We start from the raw sequence: 22,539 nt of genomic DNA, 5'->3' as shown, positions 1-22,539 counted from the left end.
CAACTCATGATTGAATATGTGACTAAACACAATTTAGCTGAAGTACTACCATTGATAGCTGACTATCAGAATTTTTATCAGGCAGGTGAGATTTGCCAGCGTAAAAATAGCGTCTTTTTTGCGCGTTTTTCTGCTCATAGCCCCATAGGCTGTCAGTTTGCCTATCGGCACCAGCAGCAAGTCATTGGTTTTGCGACGGTATTATTTAGTTACTCATCAATCTTAGCCGCCAAAGTGGCGCTACTTAACGACCTGTATATTGTGCCAGAGCAGCGCAACCAAGGTTACGCCCGGCAGCTAATTAAACATTGCCATCTGTTTGCCCAAGCTAAAAAAGCCGCACGTTTACAATGGTTGACTAAGCAAGACAATCATAGGGCACAAGGGCTATACGACACCCTGCCAGCAACTAAAAGCCCGTGGTTTGTTTATACCTTAAACAACCAGCTATCAGTTAAAACCATGCGATAAGAAAGATTACAATTCAATACAAGGCCTTACAAAGACACTCATATTTCACACAGTAACTACATATTTTTATCCCTAAGCTTGACCGGTAAATTTTAGTCACTTGAAAGGCTCAGGATGAAAACCCAACTTGTACTTACTCCCATTGCGTTATTATTAGCCAGCTTATTTGCCAACTCGCCGTTATGTCAGGAAGTTACTGATACAGCTTCAGATACTAGCAAAATCGACCGCATCGAAATTAGCTATAAGCGCAGTAGTGTGATGTCAGAAATCACCGAAAATGCAGAAAAATTAATCGCCATGCCTGGCACTAATGGTGACCCACTGCAAGCCGCCTTTGCATTACCGGGTGTGGTTGCCGCAGGCGGCGCGATGGGCTCACCTGCTGTCAGAGGTTCATCGCCTGAAGATAACCTGTTTGAAATAGACTTTATGCCCGCTGGTTATATTTTTCATGACTTTGGCCAGTCGATTTTTAACCGTCATCTAGTTCAAGATTTTCAACTCTATTCCGCTGGTTATGGCAGCAGTTACAGTGGCGCCAGCGGAGCCGTATTTGATGTAACCTTACGCAATCCTAAACATCAGGCCATACAAACCACGATTGACCTCAGTTTGTTTAATTCAGGGATTTTTATCGAAGGCCAGGTCAGTGAAAACAGCGCCTTTTATTTTTCAGCACGCAAAAGCATGTTGCCCTTGTTTTTTGACGAAGGTGAAGAACTCGAAGATGAAGATGGCGAACTTAGTGGTATCAGCATTAACGATCCGCCCGACGACAATGACTATCAAGGCAAATGGGTGTGGGATATTAATAGCCGCAATGTGCTGAGTATGTCGCTGACCGGCGCCCGCGACAGCGCAGCGATTAATTTGAACGAACGTGCCGACATCAGTTTAAAAATTCCAGAATATCAAGGCGACGCCGAGTTTAAGCAAAAATTTAACAGTCAAAGCATCGTTTGGGATCACTACGGCAAAAACCTGCAGATTAAAAGCGGCATCGCCTATTTGCACGATAACGAACGGCTAGAACTCGGTAAAAGCCCAGGTAACCCCGATGGTTTATTTGTAGACAGTGATAAAAAACAAATATCCTATAAAAGCCGGCTTAATTATCAGCTTAATCAAGCCCATCACGTGATTGTTGATGGCGCCTATTATGATGTCACTGAACAGTATGCCTATGACATGTTTTTGCAGCTTTGTACCGAGATTGATCCCGACTGTGAATCTGAGTTGGGCGAGCGCTTCACTGATGTAAGCTCAATAGATACCAGTAATCAATTTGTTGGTATTACTGACGTATGGACCTTATCACAAAGTTGGCAGACCGAATTAGGGCTACAGTGGCAACACAATAACTACAGCAAAGAAAGCTTTGTACTGCCGCGTTTTGCGTTGAAGTATTTTATCACCGACAACAGCACCATCAGCGCCAAATACGGTAAATATAATCGCCTGCAAGATATTGAATACATCCTGCCCACTATAGGCAACCCGGCGCTGCTATCGCAAACCGCCACGCACAGCACACTGGGTTTTGAGCAGCATTTAGCTAACGAGTGGAGCTGGTCGATTGAAACCTACTATAAAGATATGCAAGACCTACCACTGGCATTAAGCGACGAGCAAAGTGATGCCAATTTACAATACAGCAATGATGTGGCGGGCAAAGCCTACGGTGTTGACCTGCTGATTAATAAAAATCGCACCGAATCCTGGTATGGCTGGTTGTCGCTCAGCTATGCCAAAAGTGAGCGCACTAATCTACGCGACAATACCACCATTAACTATTACGCTGACACGCCTCTGGTACTCAATATGGTGCTCAATTATCAACTTAACAATACTTGGAATTTAGGCTTTAACTTTACCGCACGCAGCGGCCAGCCTTATACCCCTATCATAGGTGTAAAAGAAAACCCCCGAGCCGATGGTTATTTTCTGCCGGTTTATGGTCAGCCCTACTCTAAGCGCTTTGATTTGGCCCATCGTTTAGATGTCAGGGCCGAACGTAAAAGCACCTTATGGGGATTAGATGCAACTTGGGTATTTGAAATCATGAACGTCTATGGCCAAGATAACGTCAGTTACATTGATTTAGATTATCAAAACATTCACTCAACAAACGACCTGTTGGTTAAAGAAGAAACCGATGATTTTACCCTGCGCCCCTCGGTGGGTTTAAGTATTACGTTTTAAATACCGGTTTATATCAGCAGGCTCATTACGGAGCCTGCGAATCAATCAATTTATTCACTTATATCCAAGCTGATCAGATCGCAATTGAGCAACCTGAGAGACGGCCATGAACGAAATTAGTTGCAGAAACTAAACAATGTAATGCCCTTAACATTGCAAACAACGCGCAACGTCTGGTTAGCACTGCCTAAGTTTATCATGGGATTTTTCTTTACATTAAAATTGCTAGCTAATATGAAAATTAGGTTCGCTCCTCGATGCATTCATAACCGCCCATTTCGAATTCTCGGCAGATCAATGGACGATTTTCATAAATACTACAAAGCATAGTGGCTCGATCTAAAGCGGCACACCACCCATCGTCTAAGCGAGCCATCGTCATACCACCCCAATGATCAAACTCGATATATCTTTCGGGCACACCTGTGTCAGTAATAAGCATGACTTCTAAGCGACAGCAGTTTGCCTTGCATGTTGAACATGTGACATTGCTGTTAGGTAAGTTAACTATTTCAATTGTCATTTTTTATCATTCACCAGTTTTATTGAAAAATAACGCCACAAGCAGTAGAAAACGTGAACGCGTTACCCTAGTAGCCAGTGTTTGGTTTTCCGATGAATTGACTTGTATATGCCTATTCGCATACTACTTCGTTTTTTTATTAAGAGTAATTACGACTCTTTTATGAATTTCATTATTAGTTAAATAGCCACAATTCCCACGAAACACAATTGAACTTTTACTTTTATATTGGTAGTAATAAACACCATCGTTTTGTTGTATATATGGTAGTGCAGTGTGTTCTCCTCACGACCCCTTAACGCCCCTAAGTTCAAATTAGAACTTGGTAAAGCGACCTCAACTTGCTCAATGACATTACCTGATTTATTTACAATAGTAACGCTAGGCATGACAAATGCGCTGCCATAATCGGCAAAAAAATCACCATCAGCAAATAAAGTACAACATTAACGAAAAACTTCTTACTGCATCCATGGACACATAACACCGCGAAAAACGATCCAATAGATTGTTAGGTTAGAAAACACCAAACCTTTTATTTATCCAGACTTTTAGGCTGCCTTATGATCAGTGCAAAACAGTTAATCAGCACTTGGAAAAACCACCTTGATCTCTGCACCGCCCAGTTGTTGACTGCGCCCTATCAGCAGCTTAGCTTGATGCCATTCAACGATGCGCTGCACTATAGCCAGACCCATACCATACCCCTTGGTTTTATCGGCGGCGGTTTTGCCACGTACAAAAGGTTTAAGTAGGGCTTGTAGATCTTGCGTAAAACCCTCACCGTCATCAGCAATGATTAAACTTATATTTTTGGTACTCTGCTGCAGTTGCACCTGTACTTGCTCACGTCCATAACTGAGGGCATTTTCTAATAAATTATTGATCATGATTTGTAGATATTTAGGGTCGCCTGGCACCCACATTGGGTCTGCACTCATGTGCCACACGATAGCATGATTAAGGGTGTTTTTAGCCTTAACACAGTTCTGGATAAGTGCATTGAGATCGACCTTTTGTTTATCAATTTTAACCATCACTTGCTCTAAGCGAGCATAGTCCAAGAGTATTTCAACCAAACTTGTCATTTCTTCCACGTCATTGCTTAAATGCTCAAGATATACCGCTTGTTGTTTTGGGTTATCTTCTTCAGCAAGGGTATCGATGCCAAAACGCATACGTGCCAATGGTGTTCGTAAATCATGAGACACAGCACTGCTGAGCAACTTTACATCACTCACTAAGTGTTGGATGCGTTGAGCCATATGATTAAATTCAAGTTCCAAATCTTTCACATAAGACACACTGCCGACTTTGATACGCTGATCTAACTGCCCTTTACCAAATAATTGTGCGCTGTGGCGTAACTGAACCAAACGCGAAACCAAAGGGTAGGTCCATAGCCAAATCAAGCACACCAAGGCGACATAAAACATTAGAGTGAGCAGCAGTTTTATATGGCCATTGTCCTGTTGGCTACTAACAAACTGAGGCTTTATTAATAATAAGGACTGTTGATTGGCCATATAAAAGTACAAACTAAATTCGTCATCGTTAGTCAACAACAAAGGTTCACCTGAGGTAACTTGCTGGATTAATGGCTGTGGTAATTGAATATTACTTAAAGCCACCATAGTGAGCTGATAATGACTTTGAGATGGCCAATTTTTTATAAACTCTTGCGGATGATCTAAAGTATTTAACGTTGTCGCTAATTCTTGGCCGATTTGTTCTAACATGAGCACACTATCGTTAGTTAATGTGTTCACACTAGGCACCACATAATAAAATAAAGTATCCAACAATCGCCCTATACCAATGGTGGCGGCTAATACCGCGGCAATCAATGAAAGGGTCACTAAGCCCATTGAATTACCACGCATCTGGTGCAAACAAGTAACCCTTGCCCCAAATGGTTTTTATTTTTAATGGGTCGCGAGATTCATCGCCTAACTTTTTTCTGAGCTTAGAAATGCGTAAATCAATAGAACGATCAAAGCCGTCATACTCAATACCACGTAGTTGACTGATTAAGCTATCTCGTGAAATCACTTTGCCTGCGCTTAAAGCCAGTATCCACAAAACATCAAACTCTTTAGACGACACCTTAACCACTTGGCCATTTAAACTTACACTGCGCGACATTTTATCAACCTGTAAACCTTTGAAAGTGAGTTTTAAAGGTTCAATTGAGCTTTGCTCAATCCCAGTATTATTGACACTTTTCAACTGTGAAACTGGGATAAACTTAGATGCTATGGCTTTATTGATTCGAGTCAGTAAGACTCTTGCTCGCACTGGTTTAGTAATATAATCATCCGCACCTAATTCTAAGCCAACAACTTCGTCAATTTCTTCATCTCTGGCAGTTAACATAATGATGACGCCCGTGTATCGAGCTCGAGCCTGTTTACATACTTCAAAACCGTCCAAGCCAGGTAACATACCATCCAAAATCACTACTTCGGGCTGTAAACGAGTAATGGCCGAAATCGCTTCATCACCACGCATGCATTGGGTGACTTTAAAGCCTTTGTTGTTCAGATAATCTCGTATCCAATCGGATAAAGAGGCATCATCTTCTACTAATAGGATCTGTGTGACTTTTTCATTCATTAAAATAGACGCCAGCTTAAACGAGATTTTTGTTGTTTTTTATATACCCAGGATACCTCTAATTCAGCCGCAGCAATGACATCATCACTTTTATCCTGCTTTAAATAAAAGTGCAGGCTTTGCGCTGTATTAAACTCCTGAACCATTACGCCTTGGTTATCCGCCATCCAGCATTTAAGTGCACTTGTTTGGTCGGACGAATATAAACAATAATTACCCTTATTTGCCGTGTGCCAACTTAATGTCAAATTAACAAAACAAGCTTGGCCCTGATGCAAAGACACGCAGGTAGTGGGCTGTATTTGAAATGTATTGGTTAAATTAGAAACCTCTTGTTGCTTAACATCTGCCAATACCAAACAACTAAAACTGAGCAAACAGACTAAGCTTAATTGCCAGCCAAACCGCATAACGTCCTTGTGTAACCACCTCATGTCATTCCCCTTAAAACAAAACATAAACAAGAGAAATTTGAGCGATGGTTTCTATGCGGTTTTCTACCAAGGGACTGTCATAAATACTGTTGGGTAAACGAATTACTTTCAACGAACTTTCAATCACCCAGTCTTTTGCCAGCGGATACGTCAAACCCAACTCCGCACTTAAAGTCAGGCCTCCCCCCGCTTGATAAGCGCGAAATTTATCACTGATTTCTGAGCCACTAACACCATAAAAGTGGTTCAATGTTCGCTTACTATCATATTGGGCGCTGAGAATAGTATGAAAATTGGTGTTATAACGCTGCCAGCTTTTGCCATACCACATTGCCAGGTGAATATCGCGATGCTCAAGCGCGGAAAACGGTGCAACTAAAACTCTTAGTACACTGGAATCGTCAAAATTATAAGTCGATCTCAGACCCGCACGTTGTTCTTCTTCGCGCGGAAGGATCCCCACCAAGCCATCTTGCTCATTTCCAATGTCATAAGCGTCATCTGAAGCAATGGCACCATAGATTTCGCTAAAATACACATCAAAAGACCATTCTTTACCGCGATAAAAATTATAACCAAAACCCGGTAGGCCTAAGCCATTGACTCCTTTATTCTCGATAAAAAAGCCATTCCATTGATAATTAAGGCGTAAATTAAGCAGAACTCCCAAATGTTGAGGTGCATCTACAAAACGGCTATCAAAGGCAGCAAAGCCAAAAGTCGCCTCCATAAAACCGCCGTTTTCATCTTGTTCTTCATTGGTGTTTTGCTCCTGAGCAATCACCGAACTCAGACTCATCACCAGAGCTAAGATGCCTAAGCAATAGACTAAAAATTTATGCAAAATGTGCTTCCAAACCAAGTGTCAAACCAAGATGTTAATTTAACCTTAAAATACACTGAAACTTTGTATCCAATTGTAGCGTTTTATCATTTACCTTTTCTATTGACGACGCAGCCACTCATTTGTCAGTGACTTCAAGGCATGCATGGCTGCTTGAGCTTTATCTGTAGGCACAAAAATATGATCATGATAATAAGCCGCGATCACATTAGCGCTGATATTCGCCTTAGTGAGAGCAGCAGAAACTGCCGCGGTTAAACCTATAGCCTCTAAACTGGAATGCACATTTAAGGTGATGCAACGATAGGTGCCGCTAAAAGATAAGTTTGCTAGCTGGGTATCGGCCACCGTCAACACCAAAGTTGTGCCCTCACTTTCTACAAACATGGCTTTGGGACTAATGCCTGTTTGCAGTGCCGTTTTTACATCAGTGACTGTGGTAAACACATATTCATCTTGCGCTAAACTCGGCGACATTGAGGTTAACAACAAGGCTAAATCAGTTTCACCCGCCATACACAACTCTCCTTATCCGTTAATGAAGATGATTAGTAAACACTAGCTAAATTTCAGCCCAATAACACCAGCCAATATCAAACCATAGAAAAAATAATGAGATTTAACGATGGGTTCGGCAAAAAATAAGGCATTAATCACCGACATAGCAATCACACCGACACCGACCCAAATAATATAGGCATGGGCCACGGGGATTTTTTGAATGGCTTGGGCAAAAAGGACAAGACTCAATAGCATACTGAGCGCTGCAAATGCCACATAGGGCAGCTTAGTTAGGGACTCCGATTGTTTTAACCCAATCACCCAACCCGCTTCGAGTAAACCAGCAACAAATAATAATAACCAAGACATAAACTCACCTTATTTAACGAGGTCGTCCTCAATATAAGGTTGAGCGGTGGGGTCGTCCCCACTTCTAGAAGTGAAGGCCAATGTTAACAGCTAGAATTAAAAAAAACAGCCTTAACTATCACGACAGACTTCATCAGCAAACTCAATTTCAATAGTAGTATGGGCTAAGTCAAAGCCACTCAGTTTGTTTTGAATATCGCCTTTAAGAATTTTCAGTTCGTCCATCGTCACACTATGGTTCAACACTAAGTGGGCAGTCATTACATGTTGTTCACCATCTAGTGACCAGAAATGCAGATGATGAATAGCACTCACCGACTCAGGCGCCGTGAGTACGGCTTGTAATTGCTCTCGCATGTGTTGATCAGGTGTAGCTTGCAAAAACAATCCGAGGGTTTCACGTAAATTACGCACCACGTTAATTAAAATAAACAAAGTAAAGGCGATGGATAAAATCGGATCGAGTATGGGCCAATCAAAAAACATTAATACGACAGAAACAATTAATACTGCCACCCAGCCCAATACATCTTCGATTAAATGCCAGTTAAGTACTCTCTCATTTAGCGACGTTCCGGCACTGAGTTTATAAGCAGCAAAACCATTTACGGCGATGCCAAACAAGGCGAGTACCAACATGCCTTCAGTGTGAGGCATCTCGGGGGCATAGAGTCTGGGGATGGCTTCAAACAAGATCCACAGCGAGCCGGTTACCAGTACTACACCATTGATCAGCGCACCTAATAAAGAAAAACGTTTGTAGCCATAGGTGAAATTTCGAGATGCTTGTTTATTACCGAGTTTATTCAGCCACCAGGCCGAACCTATGGATAAACTATCACCCAGATCATGCACCGCATCTGCCATAATGGCCGTGCTATTAGTTAACCAACCACCTACAAATTCAATAAGAGTAAAACAAGCATTAAGAAAAAACGCCCAACCTAAACGATTCGACGATGCATCGAAGTGATGATGGTGGCCGTGATGATGTCCATGTGAGTGATGATGTCCATGGGAATGCCCGTGACTTTGCGAATGACCGTGGGAATGCCCATGAGAATATTCATGTGCTTCATGGCCATCTTTATGTTTATGTTGTTCTGCCACTTTTTATTATCCTCTTCGGGCTTGTTTGCGGATCCGTGTTACGTTCCAGTTAATAACATGCCTAAACACTTTGGCATACAACCATCGTTTTACACCTGACAAATTTGTGCCTTGTTTGGCATAAAATTCATCTGGGCTGGCAAATACGCCATAGTCATCATGGATACCTTCTTTTTGAATATAGGTATCGCTGCCCTGCCACTCGACCTGCGGCGCTGACAAACATTGTGTTGCCACGCCATAACCACAAAATGCTTCACCTTGGTGAGCAAAACGCTGTTGTATCACCGACAGATAAGTCTGGTCGAGGATAAAACCTTCTAGATTTACCCAACGCCCCTCAAAATAGACCTCAACCCAAGAGTGTAATATGTATTTGGGTGCCAGTTGATAGATCAGCGGCGGGATCGCGCCTTTTTGTAAACTCTGGTCAATAGTAAAGCCATGTAAACGACAAGCTATGCCCAACGCCCGCAACAAGGCCATCAACAAAGTGCCCTTGGTATTACATTGGCCGTAACCATCATGCAATATTTCACTGGCGCTTAAGTCATCGCTGCGGTTGTAGCCAAAACGGATTTCGTCTTTCACAAAACTATATACTGCGCCAATTTTGTCATAGTCAGTTAAATGCGCCCAGTCTCTCGATGCAAGCAAATTAACAATATCATCATGGTTAAAATTAAGTATGGGAGTGGCTGCGCTTAAGCTGGGATCTTGCATTTTAGTGTCCTCGATAATCGTTAAACTGCTACCGAGCTTAAAGTTTAGAGTTACTTTAAGGTCAAGGACAAAAAATTAAGTTTTATAAAAACCAATGCACCCCATTAAAAGAAATTTTGCAAAGTTCACTATTAAGATTCTGTGCGGGATTTTGCTTGGATAAATTCATTGGCTTGCTCGGACAAACATCTGCCAGCCACATAGTTTTTACCCTTGGTATGAAACAGCATCCAACCCTGACTGGTTTGTTCAATTTTATTTATATCAGCCCACAAAATAGTACTTTCAACGTGTAGCGACTTGCTGCTAACCCCCTCTTCATTGATGTGCAGCGTCAACTCAGTATTAGCCGCTTTACTGATCAGTTGCCGAGCTAACCACCAAGGTTTACGAAAACGTAGGCTAAAAATTTCCAGCCCAGCTAATGCAATTATAAACCAGGCTATAAAGGGCTCTATTTCTGTCAACAGCAAAAGACTTAAACCAGCAAGTGAAAGTAAGCCTGCTAATAAGTAAACCTTGTTAGCATTGTCCGAGGGAGCTGAGGCATCATAGGTTTCACTAAAATGGCTCTTATCGAGGATATAAGTAGTGGAATAGGAAAAGTCTGTGGTCATTAACATGTTAACTTGAACTAAAAATGCCAGTCTAACGATTAGCCATCAGGATTAATAGTTTGCTATTAATAAATTAGATTTTTGCAACTGAATCACTTATTTAATCAATAAATCAAGGTAATCATACCCTTTGACCTATAATCGAAGAGAAACAAATTTCACTTTAAGGGTTTACATTTTTTAGTTAGTAAGTTGATATTAAACACTAAATTTGATTTTTGTTTAAAACTGCTAATTTAACTATTTAGGCCTATGATTAAGGTAACCTTATGAATTGTATGGATATCACCTAAGATGGACTCAGACAAAGTTGAAAATATATTAGTCCATCAATACGTTATCAACGATCCACTGCATCAATTATTTGATGCAGTGAATGCTATTTCTGTACAAGGCTACGATGAAGAACGCCGTGTTATCTATTGGAATGAAGGTAGCGAATTACTCTATGGCTATAGCAAAGCAGAGGCAACAGGACAAAAACTAGAAGACCTTATTATTCCTGTGCCTATGCGTGAGTTTGTTATTGCCGCGCATGGTGACTGGATAAAACATGGGATAGAAATACCTGCCGCTGAGCTTAACTTGCGCCATAAAGACGGTCACGACGTATCGGTATTTTCAAGCCATGTGATGTTTACCAATCAATATGCCACCAAACAAATGTACTGTATTGATGTGGATTTAAGCGATGTAAGGCAAGCGCAAGCGCAAGCTACTTTTAAAGAACATATGCTTGAAACCATATTTGAAGCCATACCCGATTTGTTCTTTTTAATGCAAGATGATGGAACCATCATTGACTATCATGCCAGTAACAAAAATAACCTGTATGTTCCTTCTGAGCAATTTTTGGGTAAAAAGATGGCCGACTTTTTACCCAAGGACGTTGCTGACAAGTTCAAATTTCATATTGCAAAAATCACACAACAAACAGGCATGATAAATTTTGAATATGAACTCTCTTTGCCCCATGGTTTGGTCTATTTTGAGGCCAGAATTAGGCATTTAGCTAAATATAATCAAGTCGTCATCATTGTTCGTGATATCACTGAGCAACATAAATCGGCTGAGCTCATTCGCCACCAAGCCTATTTTGATCATCTAACCGCATTGCCTAACCGTTTTTTAGCACTCGATCGTTTGTCACAAATGCTGATTGAAGCACAAAGGCATCAACTAAAAACGGCTGTGCTGTTTTTAGATATCGATGATTTTAAAAAAGTGAATGACTCATTAGGCCATGAAATTGGCGACAAACTTTTAATTAAAGTTGCCAAAAGATTACAGCAAGAATTACGTAAAGAAGATACGGTTGGCCGTTTGGGTGGTGATGAGTTTATTGTTTTGTTAAGAGACATTACCGACCGCCAACATGCCTTAGTCATTGCCGAAAATTTACTAAACATCTTTCGCTCCACTTTTCTCATTGATGGTCGAGAGTTAAATCTAAGCATGAGTATTGGCGTTGCTATCTACCCTGAAAATGGCCGTAGCGCGTCTGATCTATTAAGAAATGCTGATACGGCAATGTATCAAGCCAAAGCCTTAGGACGTAATACCTATTCATTTTTTACTGAAGAAATGAATGCCATTATGCGCCGACGTTTTGCAATAGAGGAGCAAATGCACACCGCGCTGGCGCGGAATGAATTTACCATCCACTACCAAGCTCTGTTTGATGTTCAAACCCAAAACATTAGCGGCGCAGAGGCACTATTACGTTGGCATAACGCCACTTTAGGTCAAGTTACTCCCGACGAGTTTATCCCCATTGCTGAGCACACTGGTCTCATTGTGCCCATTGGCAAGTATGTGATTAAACAAGCACTTGTGTTTTTAAATGAATGGCAAAATATCGACCAGCAGAAATATAGTATTTCAGTCAATTTATCTCCCCGTCAACTTAGGGATGCAACCTTGATCGACCTGATTAAAGATGCACTGCAAGATGCCAATATTAGTCCTGAAAGTCTGCAACTTGAAATTACCGAGGGTGTCCTAATGACTGGTCAAGCTTATATTCAAGAAGCCTTAACTAACATTAGTGACTTAGGCATCAAATTAGGCATGGATGATTTTGGTACTGGTTATTCGTCCTTAAGTTATTTAAGACAATATCCTTTTGATGTACTCAAAATAGATCGCAGTTTTATTTATGGTATCGCTTTAAATAAGGCCGATTGTGATTTAGTTAAAGCCACTATCGCCATGTCACATAGTTTAGGTTTAACCGTTGTTGCTGAAGGGGTTGAAACGCAAGAACAACTGCACTTGTTGAACGAACTTGGCTGCAACTTCGCCCAAGGTTATTATTTTGCTAAACCTTTACCGGCAAACCAGTTACTTGATTTTTCCGCCTCGAAGAAGAAAAAATAAACCCTTTTTTATCCATACTCAAACGACGTTTAAATATGAGTTTTAGCATTTTCAAGTCATTTGAGTAAAGCTACCAATAGCTTAGATATTTTTCTCAACGATATGGCTGGGTAAACCATCTAAACTAAGTTGATTTTTTTGTTGCCAGTAGTCCTTAAGTCCTTCATCACCCTTGTTGATTGCCCAGTTTTTAAGTTGCTCGCGATCCTCTACATAATCAAAAAACGGCACAGCCATGCCACAGGAGCTTTGTACCAAATCAATATCCAAATCAAATATCTGTCGAGCACCGGGTGTTGGTTTAAACAAGGCTGACAGTTCACTCCACTGCGCATCGTTGTGATGAATAACTTTAGCTTGCCCATACAAACGCAAAATTAAGGGGCTACCTTCAAACGCGGCAAACATTATGGTCATGCGCGGCGCTTGCTGTACATGAGCTGCGGTTTCGTTGCCACTGCCCGTGACATTCAGCCACACTACTCTGTTGCCATTGATCACTCTTAATGAATCCATGCCCTTGGGCGAAATATTCACTCTACTATCTGCAGTCGCAGTACCCACAAAAAACAAGTGCTGGCGTTCGATAAATTCCACCATTTTGGCAGGAATGCTATTGTATTGTTGTCCCATATTGCTCTTCCTTGTAGTGATAGTTCGCGCAAAAATCCAATAATATGGTGTTTATATTAAAGCTTCATGGTCTTTGGCATATATTTTTGCCACATCACTAAAAATATGCAAAATATTGTGACCTGAAATCAAACTTATATTTGGCTAATATTTAAGCGGCCTTGCTTTATACCCAGTTACTATTCAATAATCTATGGCGTAATTGATATTACTTAACCACTAAAAAAGGGAAATAGACATGGCTTTTGATATTACATTTAGCTTAACCGACACTGATTTAACTTATTTTAAAGACGTGATGCGTAAGGCGTGCAGCGGTGCCGCCACTCTTGATGAAAAATCAATACTCGAAAAAGTTAAAGCGCTGTCAACTGAAGTAAAAACCGGTGTACCAGAATTTGTAGTCGAGCGTTTGAACAAACTCGATACCTTGGTCAAGATGGTAGAAGATAAAGAATGGCAAATACCTGACGAAGAACGTAAAGACGTCATCAGTGCCTTAGCTTATTTTGGCAATCCAACTGATTTAATCCCCGACCACATACCCGCTTTAGGGTTTTTAGATGACGCCATCATGATTGAGTTAGTGGTCAATGAGCTACACGACAATATTGAGGCCTATGTTGAGTTTAGCGAATATCGCGAGCGTGAAAAATCCCGTAAAGATCCATCTACCATCACTACGGGCGATTGGTTAGAAGCAAAACGCAAAGAGTTACACAACCGCATGTATCGTCGCCGTTCATCACGCAGTGGTCGTTCATCTTTTAGAATATTTTAATACCGCATAATTTAAATTACTGGCAATACATGCCATGCACATTGGGGCCAAAAGTCATTAAAAACACTCACTGACCTTGGCCCCATTCTTTCATAAGGCATTAATTCAGTCCCCCATATAAAAAATTACGTACTGATTACATTACAAATCTTTGTCCCCTCAAAATCTGCTTTTAACTCAATGACCTGTAAAATATCTGACATTTATAATAATCTGTTCCAACTCACCAACACAAAAAATTAAGCTTGCCCTTAACATCCGAAAGCCAGCGAGGATAGAGAACAACATGGATCTGCATAAAAGACAGTTTTTAAAAGCAAGTAGCCTGACCTTGGCATCTTTATCACTTAGTCCTGTGGTTGGCGCTGCTAGCTCAACTGCAACCGACAGCGTTGCCTTAACAAACCTCACTAGCAAGGTAAAACCCATAAGCGTCGATGAACGCAAGGCGCGGATAAAAAAAGCACAAAAACTAATGGCTGAGCAGAACATTGCTGCCATCGTTCTCGAACCGGGTGCGGCCATGGATTATTTCACTGGTATTCAATGGTGGCGCAGCGAGCGATTAACCGCAGTGGTTATCCCTCGTGAAGGTGATATCGCGGTGCTTTGCCCATTTTTTGAAGAGCCAAGTATTCGCGAATCCCTAGCGGTAGGTAAAGATGTGCGGGTTTGGCAAGAGCACGAAAGCCCCTTTGCATTAGTAAAACAAATATTAGTTGATCGCAACGTCGCTAAAGACGGCGCCAAACTCGCCTTTGAAAATACCGTACGTTATTTTGTATTAAAAGGTGTCATGGACTTATTACCCACCATGGTGGACGTGCGCGCTGAGCCAATTACTCTGGGCTGTCGTATGTTTAAAAGCGAACATGAAATTGAATTGATGCGCAAAGCCAACGAAATCACCCTAAAAGCTTATGCCCATGTATGGTCAAAATTACAATTGGGCATGGATCAAAACGAAGTTAAATCCCTGATGGCCAGTGCTCAAAGCCAACTTGGTGGTAGTGGTGTGTGGAATATGGCTTTGTTTAATGAGGCCAGTGCTTATCCCCACGGCACCAATCAGGCGCAAACCATCCGTGAAGGATCTATTGTACTGATGGACTGTGGCTGTGAAGTACAAGGTTATCAATCAGATATCAGCCGTACTTTTGTATTTGGTGAGCCTACTAAAAAACAACAAAAAATCTGGCACAACGTACGTGAAGGGCAGCGTATTGCCTTTGAAACTGCCCAGCTTGGTGTTGCCGCAGGTGTAGTTGATGACAAAGTAAGAGCTTTTTATCAAGAACAAGGTTTTGGGCCGGACTATAAACTACCAGGTTTATCCCATCGCACTGGTCATGGCATCGGCATGGAAGGTCATGAAAGTGTTAACTTTGTGCATGGTGAAACCACCGTCCTTAAACCCGGCATGTGTTTTTCTAACGAACCCGGTATCTATCTGCCTGGTGAATTTGGTGTACGTTTAGAAGACTGCATCTACATGACCGAACAAGGTCCTAAGTGGTTTACCGTGCCGCCTAATTCGTTGGCCGACCCTATAGGCACCATGGGTAGCTAAACCCAGGTATTTTGAAAAAGACACATCACAAACAACTAAACAAAAAATGACAGATTAATCATGACTAAAAAAATCTTTAGCGCTTTATTACCCCTAACACTAGTGGCCTTATACAGCAGCCATGTACTGGCTGATGCCGACCAAGACTTTAGTAAACTGTTAAATCAACACTGGCAAAATGCAGAGCAGGAAAAAGTGTTTTTTCGCACCGATCCGGATGGCTGGAAACCTGATGCTAAACTTGCTGATTGGACACCCAAGGCCATGGCAAGGCGCGATGCTTTTAATACTCAAATGTTAAAACAACTGGCGAGTATTGATATTAAACAACTCAGTACCGACAACCAGATGAGTTATCGATTGTTTGTGTATGAGCGCAATACTGAAAAAGCCAGTTATCTGTCGGCGGATAAATACTTCCCAATTAACTTTTTAAGCGGCTGGCATACCTATTTTGCTGAAGCACCAGCCAACATGGCGTTTTTAAATGCAGGCGATTACGATAAGTTTTTAGTCAGTTTGGCTGATTACCCACGATTTAATCAGGAAAATATTAACCTGCTCAAAGACGGCGTTAAACAGGGCTTTGTGCATTATTGTGGTAGCTTTAAAAACTATGGCGAGACCATCAAAGAGCACATAGTAGCTAACCCAAAAGACAGTGCACTGTTTGAACCTTTTACCCGTTTTCCGAAGCAATTTACTGAGCGACAAATCACCCATTATCGCAGTAAAGCTGAGCAACTGCTCAAAGACGCAGTTATCCCAGCCTACCAAGATTTTTACGACTATTTTCAACATAGCTATATGTCAAAATGCCGCACAGAAGCAGGTATTGGTAGTGTTAAAGGTGGTGATGAATATTATGAATATACTGCCAATTACTACACCACCACCACATTAACTCCTAAAGAAATTCACGAACTGGGTCTAAGCGAAGTCGCGCGCATCCAGCAAGAAATGAATGCCATCATCCAGCAACTCAACTTTAAGGGTACTCAAGCTGAGTTTTTACAGTTTCTTGCGACTGATCCACAATTTTTTGCCATTGATCGCCAAGATGTATTAGAAAAGACCGCCTTTATCACCCAAAAAATGTACGGCAAACTGCCCTTCTGGTTTAGTCATCTGCCACGTAATACTTTTACGATTAAAGGCTCTGCTGCCCGAGGTGCGTTTTATATGCCACCACCCGACAATCGTACACCCGGCACCTATTTTTTAAGCTCAGATCCTAAACAGCAACCTTTGTATAACCTCGAAGCACTAAGTCTGCACGAAGGTGTGCCTGGCCATCATTTACAAAATGCCATTGCTCAAGAACTAGATGTGCCTGAATTTAGACGCACACTGAATCACTCAGCTTTTGCCGAAGGTTGGGGTTTGTATTCAGAGCGTCTAGGTAAAGAAGCTGGTTTTTATGAAAGTCCTTACAGTGACTTTGGCCGTTTAGGCTACGAGATGTGGCGAGCAGTACGTTTAGTGGTTGATACCGGTATTCATGCTTTTGGCTGGACTCGAGAGCAAGCCGTGGAATATTTAGCCTCCCATACTGCTCTGACCGACAAATCAGTCAATGATCAGATAGATCGTTATATCTCATGGCCTGGACAAGCTCTGTCGTACAAAATTGGCGAAATTAAAATCCGCCAATTGCGCGCAAAAGCAGAACAAGAGCTTGGCAGGAAATTTGATATTCGGCAATTTCACGACACTGTGATTGGCCAAGGTTCATTGCCCATGGATGTATTAGATGATGTGATCAACGAGTGGATATCACAGCAACAAGCAGTAGCTAATCACTAGTTTTTAGTTGTAAGAGAAAGACAAAAACAGAGTGATATAGGCCGCTGGCCTTACTACATATAGTAAACCCATGCTTTGATATGCAAAAAAAAGAGGCCTTCATGGCCTCCTTGTTAATCTTGTTTATTTTTCCTGCTCATACGTTGCAAAAACGCTCTAGTACGACGCTGGGAATCATTCACAAATTCTTGTTTAGTTTCATAAGGGTTGGATCCTTCACGGAACTCAACTTTAATCGGTGTACCCATAATTTTTAATGACTTACGGAAGTAGTTAACCAAATAGCGTTTATAAGCATCAGGTAAATCCTTAACCTGATTTCCATGCACCACGATCAAAGGTGGGTTATAACCACCGGCATGGGCATATTTCATTTTAACGCGGCGGCCACGTACCACTGGTGGTTGATGATCTTCCTGCGCCATATCCATAATACGGGTTAACATGGCGGTATTGGTACGTTTAGTGGCTGATTCATAAGCCTCTTGTACCGATTCAAACAAGTTGCCTACGCCGGTACCGTGTAAAGCTGAGATAAAGTGAATACGGGCAAAATCGATAAAACCTAAACGCCTGTCCATCTCACGTTTGATTTCTTCTTTGAGGCCTTTATCCAAGCCATCCCATTTATTTATCGCCACAACTAAAGAGCGGCCAGCGTTAAGCACAAAACCCAATAAACTTAAATCCTGATCGGCTAAGCCTTCCTGTGCGTCAACCACTAACAGTACAACGTTAGCTTGTTCGATGGCTTGCAAGGTTTTAACAATAGAGAATTTTTCTACCGCGTCCGCCACATTTTTACGACGTCTCACTCCGGCGGTATCAATTAAGATATATTCGCGGCCATCGCGTTCCATAGGAATAAAGATACTATCGCGAGTGGTGCCGGGCTCGTCATAGACTACAACTCGTTCTTCGCCCAAAATTCGATTGGTCAGCGTTGATTTACCTACGTTAGGTTTACCTACTAAAGCCAGTTTGATGGGCAAACTTTGCAATTTGGCCAACTGTTCGTCAGCATCAAGCTCTTCTTTAATTTCTTCTACTTCAGGAATGACCATTTCCGGGAACTGTTCACCCAGAGGATTAAGCGCCAGCTCTAATAATTGCGATATACCACGGCCATGGGCGGCGGCAATTTGGCTGACCTTGCCTAAACCTAAGGCATAAAAATCAGCAGTTTCGCTGTCACCGTCGATGCCATCGACCTTATTGGCTACGACATAAACGGGCTTGTCTTGTTTGCGTAAATGATTAGCAATGCCCTGATCGGCGGCTGTCATGCCAGCACGTGCATCAACTAAAAATAACACAACATCGGCTTCAACTATGGCTAACAAAGATTGCTCTGCCATTGCCTGATCGATACCTTGTTCGTTGCCACTGATGCCACCTGTGTCCACTACGATAAATTGTAGGTTTTCGAATTTGGCCTGACCGTATTTACGATCCCGGGTTAAGCCAGGGAAATCGGCAACCAAAGCATCACGAGTGCGAGTTAATCGATTAAAAAGAGTCGATTTGCCGACATTCGGACGACCAACCAGAGCAACAACGGGTAACATAAATGATAATCCTATAGACAAAAAAGGCTTAGAGATGCTCTAAGCCATTAAAAATTCAAACATTATTTGTCTTGGCACAACAAGGCCTTGTAGACAAAAAAATAGAAATTAGGGCGTTTGCACAGCCACTAATTTTCCATCACGGGTTTGGGTATAAATGATTTTACCATCAACCACAGGTGAGCTATAGATACTTTCATCTTCATCATCATCACCTACAGCCAAACGAGCCACTAGCTTACCGTCAGACTGATTAAACCAATGTAAAAAGCCCCATTTATCACCCGCCACTAAATATTCACCCACCGGAACAGCAGAGGTTAACAGGCGTTTTTTAAGTTTACCCTGACTCCATAATTCCACGCCGTTACGGCTATCCAAGGCATACACATTACTATTAGCATCAACTACATATAAATTATTACCTGCAGCAGTCAAGCGACGATAAGATTTGTAATCACGTTTCCATATGATACGACCACTGCGCAATTCAACAGCGGCTAAGGAACCGTCATAAGTGATCACGTAAATGATACCTGCGGCCACTAAAGGTTGACTGTCGATATCAACAATACGTTCAAGCTCAGTCACACCACTGGCCGATGAAATGACTTGCTCCCAAGCAGTTTGCCCAGTACCCAGTATATTGACGACTAATTTGCCGTTGGCTGTGCCAATGATAGCGCCACCCGATACTGCCGCAGGTGCAGAAACACCACGTAAAGATAAAGGTGGAACTTCAGACTCATAAACCCACAACTGTTCGCCAGTATTAGCATCCAGCGCAAACACCAGACCTGAGCCAGTATTAAGCACCACTACACCTTCATCGATTGCCGGTGCGGCGATCACTTCACCTTTGACTGTGGTTTGCCATTTCACTTCACCATTTTTGGCATTAAGTGCAATGACTTCACCATTTTCGGTGCCAAAAAAGAGGGTTTCGTAGGCAACACTTAAACCACCAGAAATTTTAGCGGGTTCACCGTTTGACCAAAGTTTTTTCAAACCAGAAGTGAGTCCTTGGTCCAAATAAACGGCAAAATTACGTTCCCATACTTTTTTACCGGTTTTTTGCTCGTAAGCAGCAACTAAACCCTGGCGATTAGCCGCATAGACATTGCCATAAGCTAAAGCAGGTTCAAGGCGCGAATAAAATTTAGATACGCCATTACCTAGCTCGGTTGACCAGATTTGCGTGGGTGTAAATTGCACTTCAATGGGTTCAAGGCGGCGGATAGCCACTTCGTCATCATCAGAAAACCAATCGGACACAGTGCTACAGCCTGACAATAGCACCGAGCAGCCTAGTACTAAGGAAAAAATACCCTTATTCAATGTATTCACCTTATCCATTAGCCGCAGCAACTGTCATGCTGGCTAAACTGTCTAATTTCATTTTTAATACGCGATCGTTGGTATTTTTTTCTAGAGCAGCACTATAAGCAGCACGTGCTTTATCAATTAACTGCTGAGCCAGATAAACATCACCTTTTACTTCTTGAGTTTGGCCTTTAAAGGCCTCGTCAGTAATTTTTTCAATACTTTGAAGTGCTTGCTCAAACTGACCTTGCTCAAGTTGTACACGGGCCAGTCTAATACTGGCGATAGCTTGTACTGCTGACATTTTTGCTTGTTCAACCACAAAAGTTAATTGTTTTGCAGCTTCGGTTAAATCTTTACGTTCGATTGCTTGTTGTGCTAATTGCAAAGCCATTAAATAGGCATAACCGGTGTCACCATGTTCAGTAATATAAGCCTGCGCCGCACCAAAACCTTTTTCATCTTTAACTAGGTCCATTTCAGCTTTTTCAAAGGCAACAGATGCGGCTTCTTGAGCTTCTATTTGACTCTCGTTGTAATAGCGCCATCCGTATAGACCACTTAAGCCCAACACTGCACCAATCACTAAAGCTGAACCATTTTCTTTCCAAAAACGTTTGATCGCTTCGACTTGTTGTTCTTCTGTTTCGTAACGTTCCATCAAGATTCCTCTTACTACACCACCCAAATTTGAGTGTTAATGTTAAATCAATATTCTAACCAGCAGTTTTAAAACGATTGCTGGATAAAATGGATAAGTTCTGCACGTGCCACAGATACTTGCTCTGTGTGTTCACGTAAATATTTAATGGTGACTTTTTGCTCTTGCAATTCGTCTTGACCGACTATCAATACCCAACGAGCACCACTCATATCGGCTTTTTTCAATTGTTTTTTGGCATTACCACCACCACAGTGATTCATCAAACGCAACTGGGGTAAAGCGCTTCGTATCTGCTCACTCAGTTGCCAAGCATATAACTCTGCCGATTCATCTAAGGCGCTGATATAGATATCCACCGGCGCCGCTACTTGCTGATCCAGCTCCAGAGTTTGCAACAGCAAAATCAAACGTTCAAGACCAATAGCAAAACCAACACCTTGCGTGGCTTTACCACCGAGTTGTTCCACAAGGCCATCATAACGTCCACCAGCACAAACTGTGCCTTGCGAGCCTAAACTCGTGGTCACCCACTCAAATACAGTACGGTTATAATAATCCAAACCACGCACCAAACTAGGGTTAACCCGGTATTCGATGCCTAAGTTATCTAAACGTTCACATAAAGAGTCAAAATGTTGCTGAGATTCAGCATCTAAGCAATCAATTAACTTAGGAGCATCTTTAACTACCGCCTGTACTTGAAGATTTTTACTGTCTAATACACGTAAGGGATTACTTTCTAAACGGCGTAAACTATCTTCATCCAATTCACTCTGACGAGTCCGTAAAAAAGCCACTAACTTTTCTTTGTAATCTGCTCTAGCTTGATTAGAGCCTAATGAATTGATTTCGAGCGAAACATGTTCGCTGATACCAAAACGTTGCCATAGGCGATGACTTAATAAAATAACTTCAGCATCTATATCTGGGCCAGCAAAACCAAAAGCTTCTAAACCAAATTGATGAAACTGGCGATAACGACCTTTTTGCGGTTTTTCATAACGAAACATCGGCCCCATATACCACAAGCGTTGTTGTTGATTATACAATAAACCGTGTTCACAACCGGCACGTACCACACTAGCAGTACCCTCTGGACGCAAGGTAATACTTTCATTATTGCGATCATCAAAGGTGTACATTTCCTTTTCAACAATGTCAGTCACTTCACCAATCGAGCGTTTAAACAGATGTGTGCTTTCAACTATGGGGGTGCGGATTTCCTGATAAGCGTAACTCGCCACTACTTGGCGGATCACTGATTCGACATATTGCCATAAGCCGGTTTGCGCCGGCAGGCAATCATTCATTCCACGAATAGCCTGAATTTGTTTAGACACTGACAAAAATTCTCTTGAACTGATTTAAAAAAAGCCCCGCATTATAGGGGCTTTGTGCTGAA

At 41.9% G+C, this 22,539-nt stretch carries 21 protein-coding genes; 6 read left to right on the top strand and 15 right to left on the bottom strand.

Going from position 1 to position 22,539, the window contains the following annotated elements; genetic code table 11:
- Positions 1 to 6 precede the first annotated feature (6 nt).
- A complete protein-coding gene (locus AX660_RS19670; protein WP_068380938.1) occupies positions 7 to 471 on the top strand; it encodes a GNAT family N-acetyltransferase in 465 nt (154 codons plus the stop codon).
- Between the two features lie 114 nt (positions 472 to 585).
- The gene (locus tag AX660_RS19665; RefSeq protein WP_068380935.1) at positions 586 to 2,676 is read left to right on the top strand and encodes a TonB-dependent receptor plug domain-containing protein; all 2,091 of its coding nucleotides are present in this window, start codon (positions 586 to 588) and stop codon (positions 2,674 to 2,676) included.
- A gap of 241 nt (positions 2,677 to 2,917) precedes the next feature.
- Here AX660_RS19665 and AX660_RS19660 read toward each other — a convergent pair whose 3' ends face one another.
- The 10 genes from AX660_RS19660 to AX660_RS19615 form a co-directional block, all read right to left on the bottom strand.
- Complete coding sequence (locus AX660_RS19660; RefSeq protein ID WP_068380932.1) at positions 2,918 to 3,199, bottom strand: YkgJ family cysteine cluster protein; 282 nt, start codon at positions 3,197 to 3,199, stop codon at positions 2,918 to 2,920.
- Between the two features lie 581 nt (positions 3,200 to 3,780).
- Positions 3,781 to 5,082 (bottom strand): ATP-binding protein, encoded by a 1,302-nt coding sequence (locus tag AX660_RS19655; protein WP_082769026.1) that lies wholly within the window; start codon positions 5,080 to 5,082, stop codon positions 3,781 to 3,783.
- Positions 5,072 to 5,815, bottom strand: coding sequence for a response regulator (locus AX660_RS19650; RefSeq protein ID WP_068380927.1), 744 nt, complete (start codon positions 5,813 to 5,815; stop codon positions 5,072 to 5,074). Before AX660_RS19650 ends, AX660_RS19655 begins: the two co-directional genes overlap by 11 nt.
- A complete protein-coding gene (locus AX660_RS19645) occupies positions 5,815 to 6,249 on the bottom strand; it encodes a DUF3019 domain-containing protein (RefSeq protein WP_157884360.1) in 435 nt (144 codons plus the stop codon). Before AX660_RS19645 ends, AX660_RS19650 begins: the two co-directional genes overlap by 1 nt.
- 10 nt (positions 6,250 to 6,259) lie before the next feature.
- Positions 6,260 to 7,093 (bottom strand): MipA/OmpV family protein, encoded by an 834-nt coding sequence (locus tag AX660_RS19640; RefSeq protein WP_068380921.1) that lies wholly within the window; start codon positions 7,091 to 7,093, stop codon positions 6,260 to 6,262.
- A 99-nt stretch (positions 7,094 to 7,192) separates the two neighbouring features.
- Entirely contained in the window at positions 7,193 to 7,609 is a 417-nt protein-coding gene (locus AX660_RS19635) for an ACT domain-containing protein (protein ID WP_068380918.1), read from the bottom strand.
- A 42-nt stretch (positions 7,610 to 7,651) separates the two neighbouring features.
- On the bottom strand, positions 7,652 to 7,963 hold the full coding sequence (locus tag AX660_RS19630; protein WP_068380915.1) for a DMT family transporter: 312 nt from the start codon (positions 7,961 to 7,963) through the stop codon (positions 7,652 to 7,654).
- 111 nt (positions 7,964 to 8,074) lie between these two features.
- Entirely contained in the window at positions 8,075 to 9,073 is a 999-nt protein-coding gene (locus tag AX660_RS19625) for a cation diffusion facilitator family transporter (RefSeq protein WP_068380912.1), read from the bottom strand.
- A 6-nt stretch (positions 9,074 to 9,079) separates the two neighbouring features.
- On the bottom strand, positions 9,080 to 9,796 hold the full coding sequence (locus AX660_RS19620; RefSeq protein ID WP_068380909.1) for a transglutaminase-like domain-containing protein: 717 nt from the start codon (positions 9,794 to 9,796) through the stop codon (positions 9,080 to 9,082).
- Between the two features lie 131 nt (positions 9,797 to 9,927).
- Entirely contained in the window at positions 9,928 to 10,419 is a 492-nt protein-coding gene (locus AX660_RS19615; RefSeq protein WP_327082865.1) for a YcxB family protein, read from the bottom strand.
- 288 nt (positions 10,420 to 10,707) lie between these two features.
- On the opposite strand from AX660_RS19615, the gene AX660_RS19610 reads away from it, so the two are divergent.
- Positions 10,708 to 12,792, top strand: coding sequence for a bifunctional diguanylate cyclase/phosphodiesterase (locus tag AX660_RS19610; RefSeq protein ID WP_068380907.1), 2,085 nt, complete (start codon positions 10,708 to 10,710; stop codon positions 12,790 to 12,792).
- An 81-nt stretch (positions 12,793 to 12,873) separates the two neighbouring features.
- On the opposite strand, the gene AX660_RS19605 is transcribed toward AX660_RS19610, so the two are convergent.
- Positions 12,874 to 13,425: a pyridoxamine 5'-phosphate oxidase family protein gene (locus AX660_RS19605; RefSeq protein ID WP_068380904.1), complete on the bottom strand. Its 552-nt coding sequence runs from the start codon at positions 13,423 to 13,425 to the stop codon at positions 12,874 to 12,876.
- Between the two features lie 238 nt (positions 13,426 to 13,663).
- Here AX660_RS19605 and AX660_RS19600 point away from each other — a divergent pair, with 238 nt between their 5' ends.
- From AX660_RS19600 to AX660_RS19590, 3 genes are all read left to right on the top strand, one after another.
- On the top strand, positions 13,664 to 14,206 hold the full coding sequence (locus AX660_RS19600) for a YkvA family protein (RefSeq protein WP_068380902.1): 543 nt from the start codon (positions 13,664 to 13,666) through the stop codon (positions 14,204 to 14,206).
- 286 nt (positions 14,207 to 14,492) lie between these two features.
- Entirely contained in the window at positions 14,493 to 15,776 is a 1,284-nt protein-coding gene (locus AX660_RS19595; protein WP_068380900.1) for a M24 family metallopeptidase, read from the top strand.
- A gap of 60 nt (positions 15,777 to 15,836) precedes the next feature.
- The gene (locus tag AX660_RS19590; RefSeq protein WP_068380898.1) at positions 15,837 to 17,582 is read left to right on the top strand and encodes a DUF885 domain-containing protein; all 1,746 of its coding nucleotides are present in this window, start codon (positions 15,837 to 15,839) and stop codon (positions 17,580 to 17,582) included.
- Between the two features lie 113 nt (positions 17,583 to 17,695).
- On the opposite strand, the gene der is transcribed toward AX660_RS19590, so the two are convergent.
- The 4 genes from der to hisS form a co-directional block, all read right to left on the bottom strand.
- Complete coding sequence (gene der, locus AX660_RS19585) at positions 17,696 to 19,150, bottom strand: ribosome biogenesis GTPase Der (RefSeq protein WP_068380895.1); 1,455 nt, start codon at positions 19,148 to 19,150, stop codon at positions 17,696 to 17,698.
- A gap of 108 nt (positions 19,151 to 19,258) precedes the next feature.
- The gene (gene bamB / locus AX660_RS19580) at positions 19,259 to 20,488 is read right to left on the bottom strand and encodes an outer membrane protein assembly factor BamB (RefSeq protein WP_068381203.1); all 1,230 of its coding nucleotides are present in this window, start codon (positions 20,486 to 20,488) and stop codon (positions 19,259 to 19,261) included.
- A 10-nt stretch (positions 20,489 to 20,498) separates the two neighbouring features.
- Positions 20,499 to 21,134, bottom strand: coding sequence for a YfgM family protein (locus AX660_RS19575; RefSeq protein WP_068380892.1), 636 nt, complete (start codon positions 21,132 to 21,134; stop codon positions 20,499 to 20,501).
- A 68-nt stretch (positions 21,135 to 21,202) separates the two neighbouring features.
- Positions 21,203 to 22,477 carry a histidine--tRNA ligase gene (gene hisS, locus AX660_RS19570; RefSeq protein ID WP_082769037.1) on the bottom strand — a complete coding sequence of 425 codons (1,275 nt, stop codon included), beginning with the start codon at positions 22,475 to 22,477 and terminating at the stop codon, positions 21,203 to 21,205.
- Between the last annotated feature and the right edge of the window lie 62 nt (positions 22,478 to 22,539).

Origin of the sequence: Paraglaciecola hydrolytica (assembly GCF_001565895.1) — a bacterium.
GTDB lineage: Bacteria > Pseudomonadota > Gammaproteobacteria > Enterobacterales > Alteromonadaceae > Paraglaciecola > Paraglaciecola hydrolytica.
Note: the sequence above shows the minus strand (reverse complement) of the source record. Positions and strands in the feature narration are given on the sequence as shown.

What these genes read in the sequence shown, in the direction of transcription:
- AX660_RS19670 (WP_068380938.1), top strand. Translation starts at nt 7, where the DNA reads ATGATTGAATATGTGACTAAACACAATTTAGCTGAAGTACTACCATTG.
- AX660_RS19665 (WP_068380935.1), top strand. Translation starts at nt 586, where the DNA reads ATGAAAACCCAACTTGTACTTACTCCCATTGCGTTATTATTAGCCAGC.
- AX660_RS19660 (WP_068380932.1), bottom strand. Translation starts at nt 3,199, where the DNA reads ATGACAATTGAAATAGTTAACTTACCTAACAGCAATGTCACATGTTCA.
- AX660_RS19655 (WP_082769026.1), bottom strand. Translation starts at nt 5,082, where the DNA reads ATGCGTGGTAATTCAATGGGCTTAGTGACCCTTTCATTGATTGCCGCG.
- AX660_RS19650 (WP_068380927.1), bottom strand. Translation starts at nt 5,815, where the DNA reads ATGAATGAAAAAGTCACACAGATCCTATTAGTAGAAGATGATGCCTCT.
- AX660_RS19645 (WP_157884360.1), bottom strand. Translation starts at nt 6,249, where the DNA reads ATGAGGTGGTTACACAAGGACGTTATGCGGTTTGGCTGGCAATTAAGC.
- AX660_RS19635 (WP_068380918.1), bottom strand. Translation starts at nt 7,609, where the DNA reads ATGGCGGGTGAAACTGATTTAGCCTTGTTGTTAACCTCAATGTCGCCG.
- AX660_RS19630 (WP_068380915.1), bottom strand. Translation starts at nt 7,963, where the DNA reads ATGTCTTGGTTATTATTATTTGTTGCTGGTTTACTCGAAGCGGGTTGG.
- AX660_RS19620 (WP_068380909.1), bottom strand. Translation starts at nt 9,796, where the DNA reads ATGCAAGATCCCAGCTTAAGCGCAGCCACTCCCATACTTAATTTTAAC.
- AX660_RS19615 (WP_327082865.1), bottom strand. Translation starts at nt 10,419, where the DNA reads ATGTTAATGACCACAGACTTTTCCTATTCCACTACTTATATCCTCGAT.
- AX660_RS19610 (WP_068380907.1), top strand. Translation starts at nt 10,708, where the DNA reads ATGGACTCAGACAAAGTTGAAAATATATTAGTCCATCAATACGTTATC.
- AX660_RS19605 (WP_068380904.1), bottom strand. Translation starts at nt 13,425, where the DNA reads ATGGGACAACAATACAATAGCATTCCTGCCAAAATGGTGGAATTTATC.
- AX660_RS19600 (WP_068380902.1), top strand. Translation starts at nt 13,664, where the DNA reads ATGGCTTTTGATATTACATTTAGCTTAACCGACACTGATTTAACTTAT.
- AX660_RS19595 (WP_068380900.1), top strand. Translation starts at nt 14,493, where the DNA reads ATGGATCTGCATAAAAGACAGTTTTTAAAAGCAAGTAGCCTGACCTTG.
- AX660_RS19590 (WP_068380898.1), top strand. Translation starts at nt 15,837, where the DNA reads ATGACTAAAAAAATCTTTAGCGCTTTATTACCCCTAACACTAGTGGCC.
- der (WP_068380895.1), bottom strand. Translation starts at nt 19,150, where the DNA reads ATGTTACCCGTTGTTGCTCTGGTTGGTCGTCCGAATGTCGGCAAATCG.
- AX660_RS19575 (WP_068380892.1), bottom strand. Translation starts at nt 21,134, where the DNA reads ATGGAACGTTACGAAACAGAAGAACAACAAGTCGAAGCGATCAAACGT.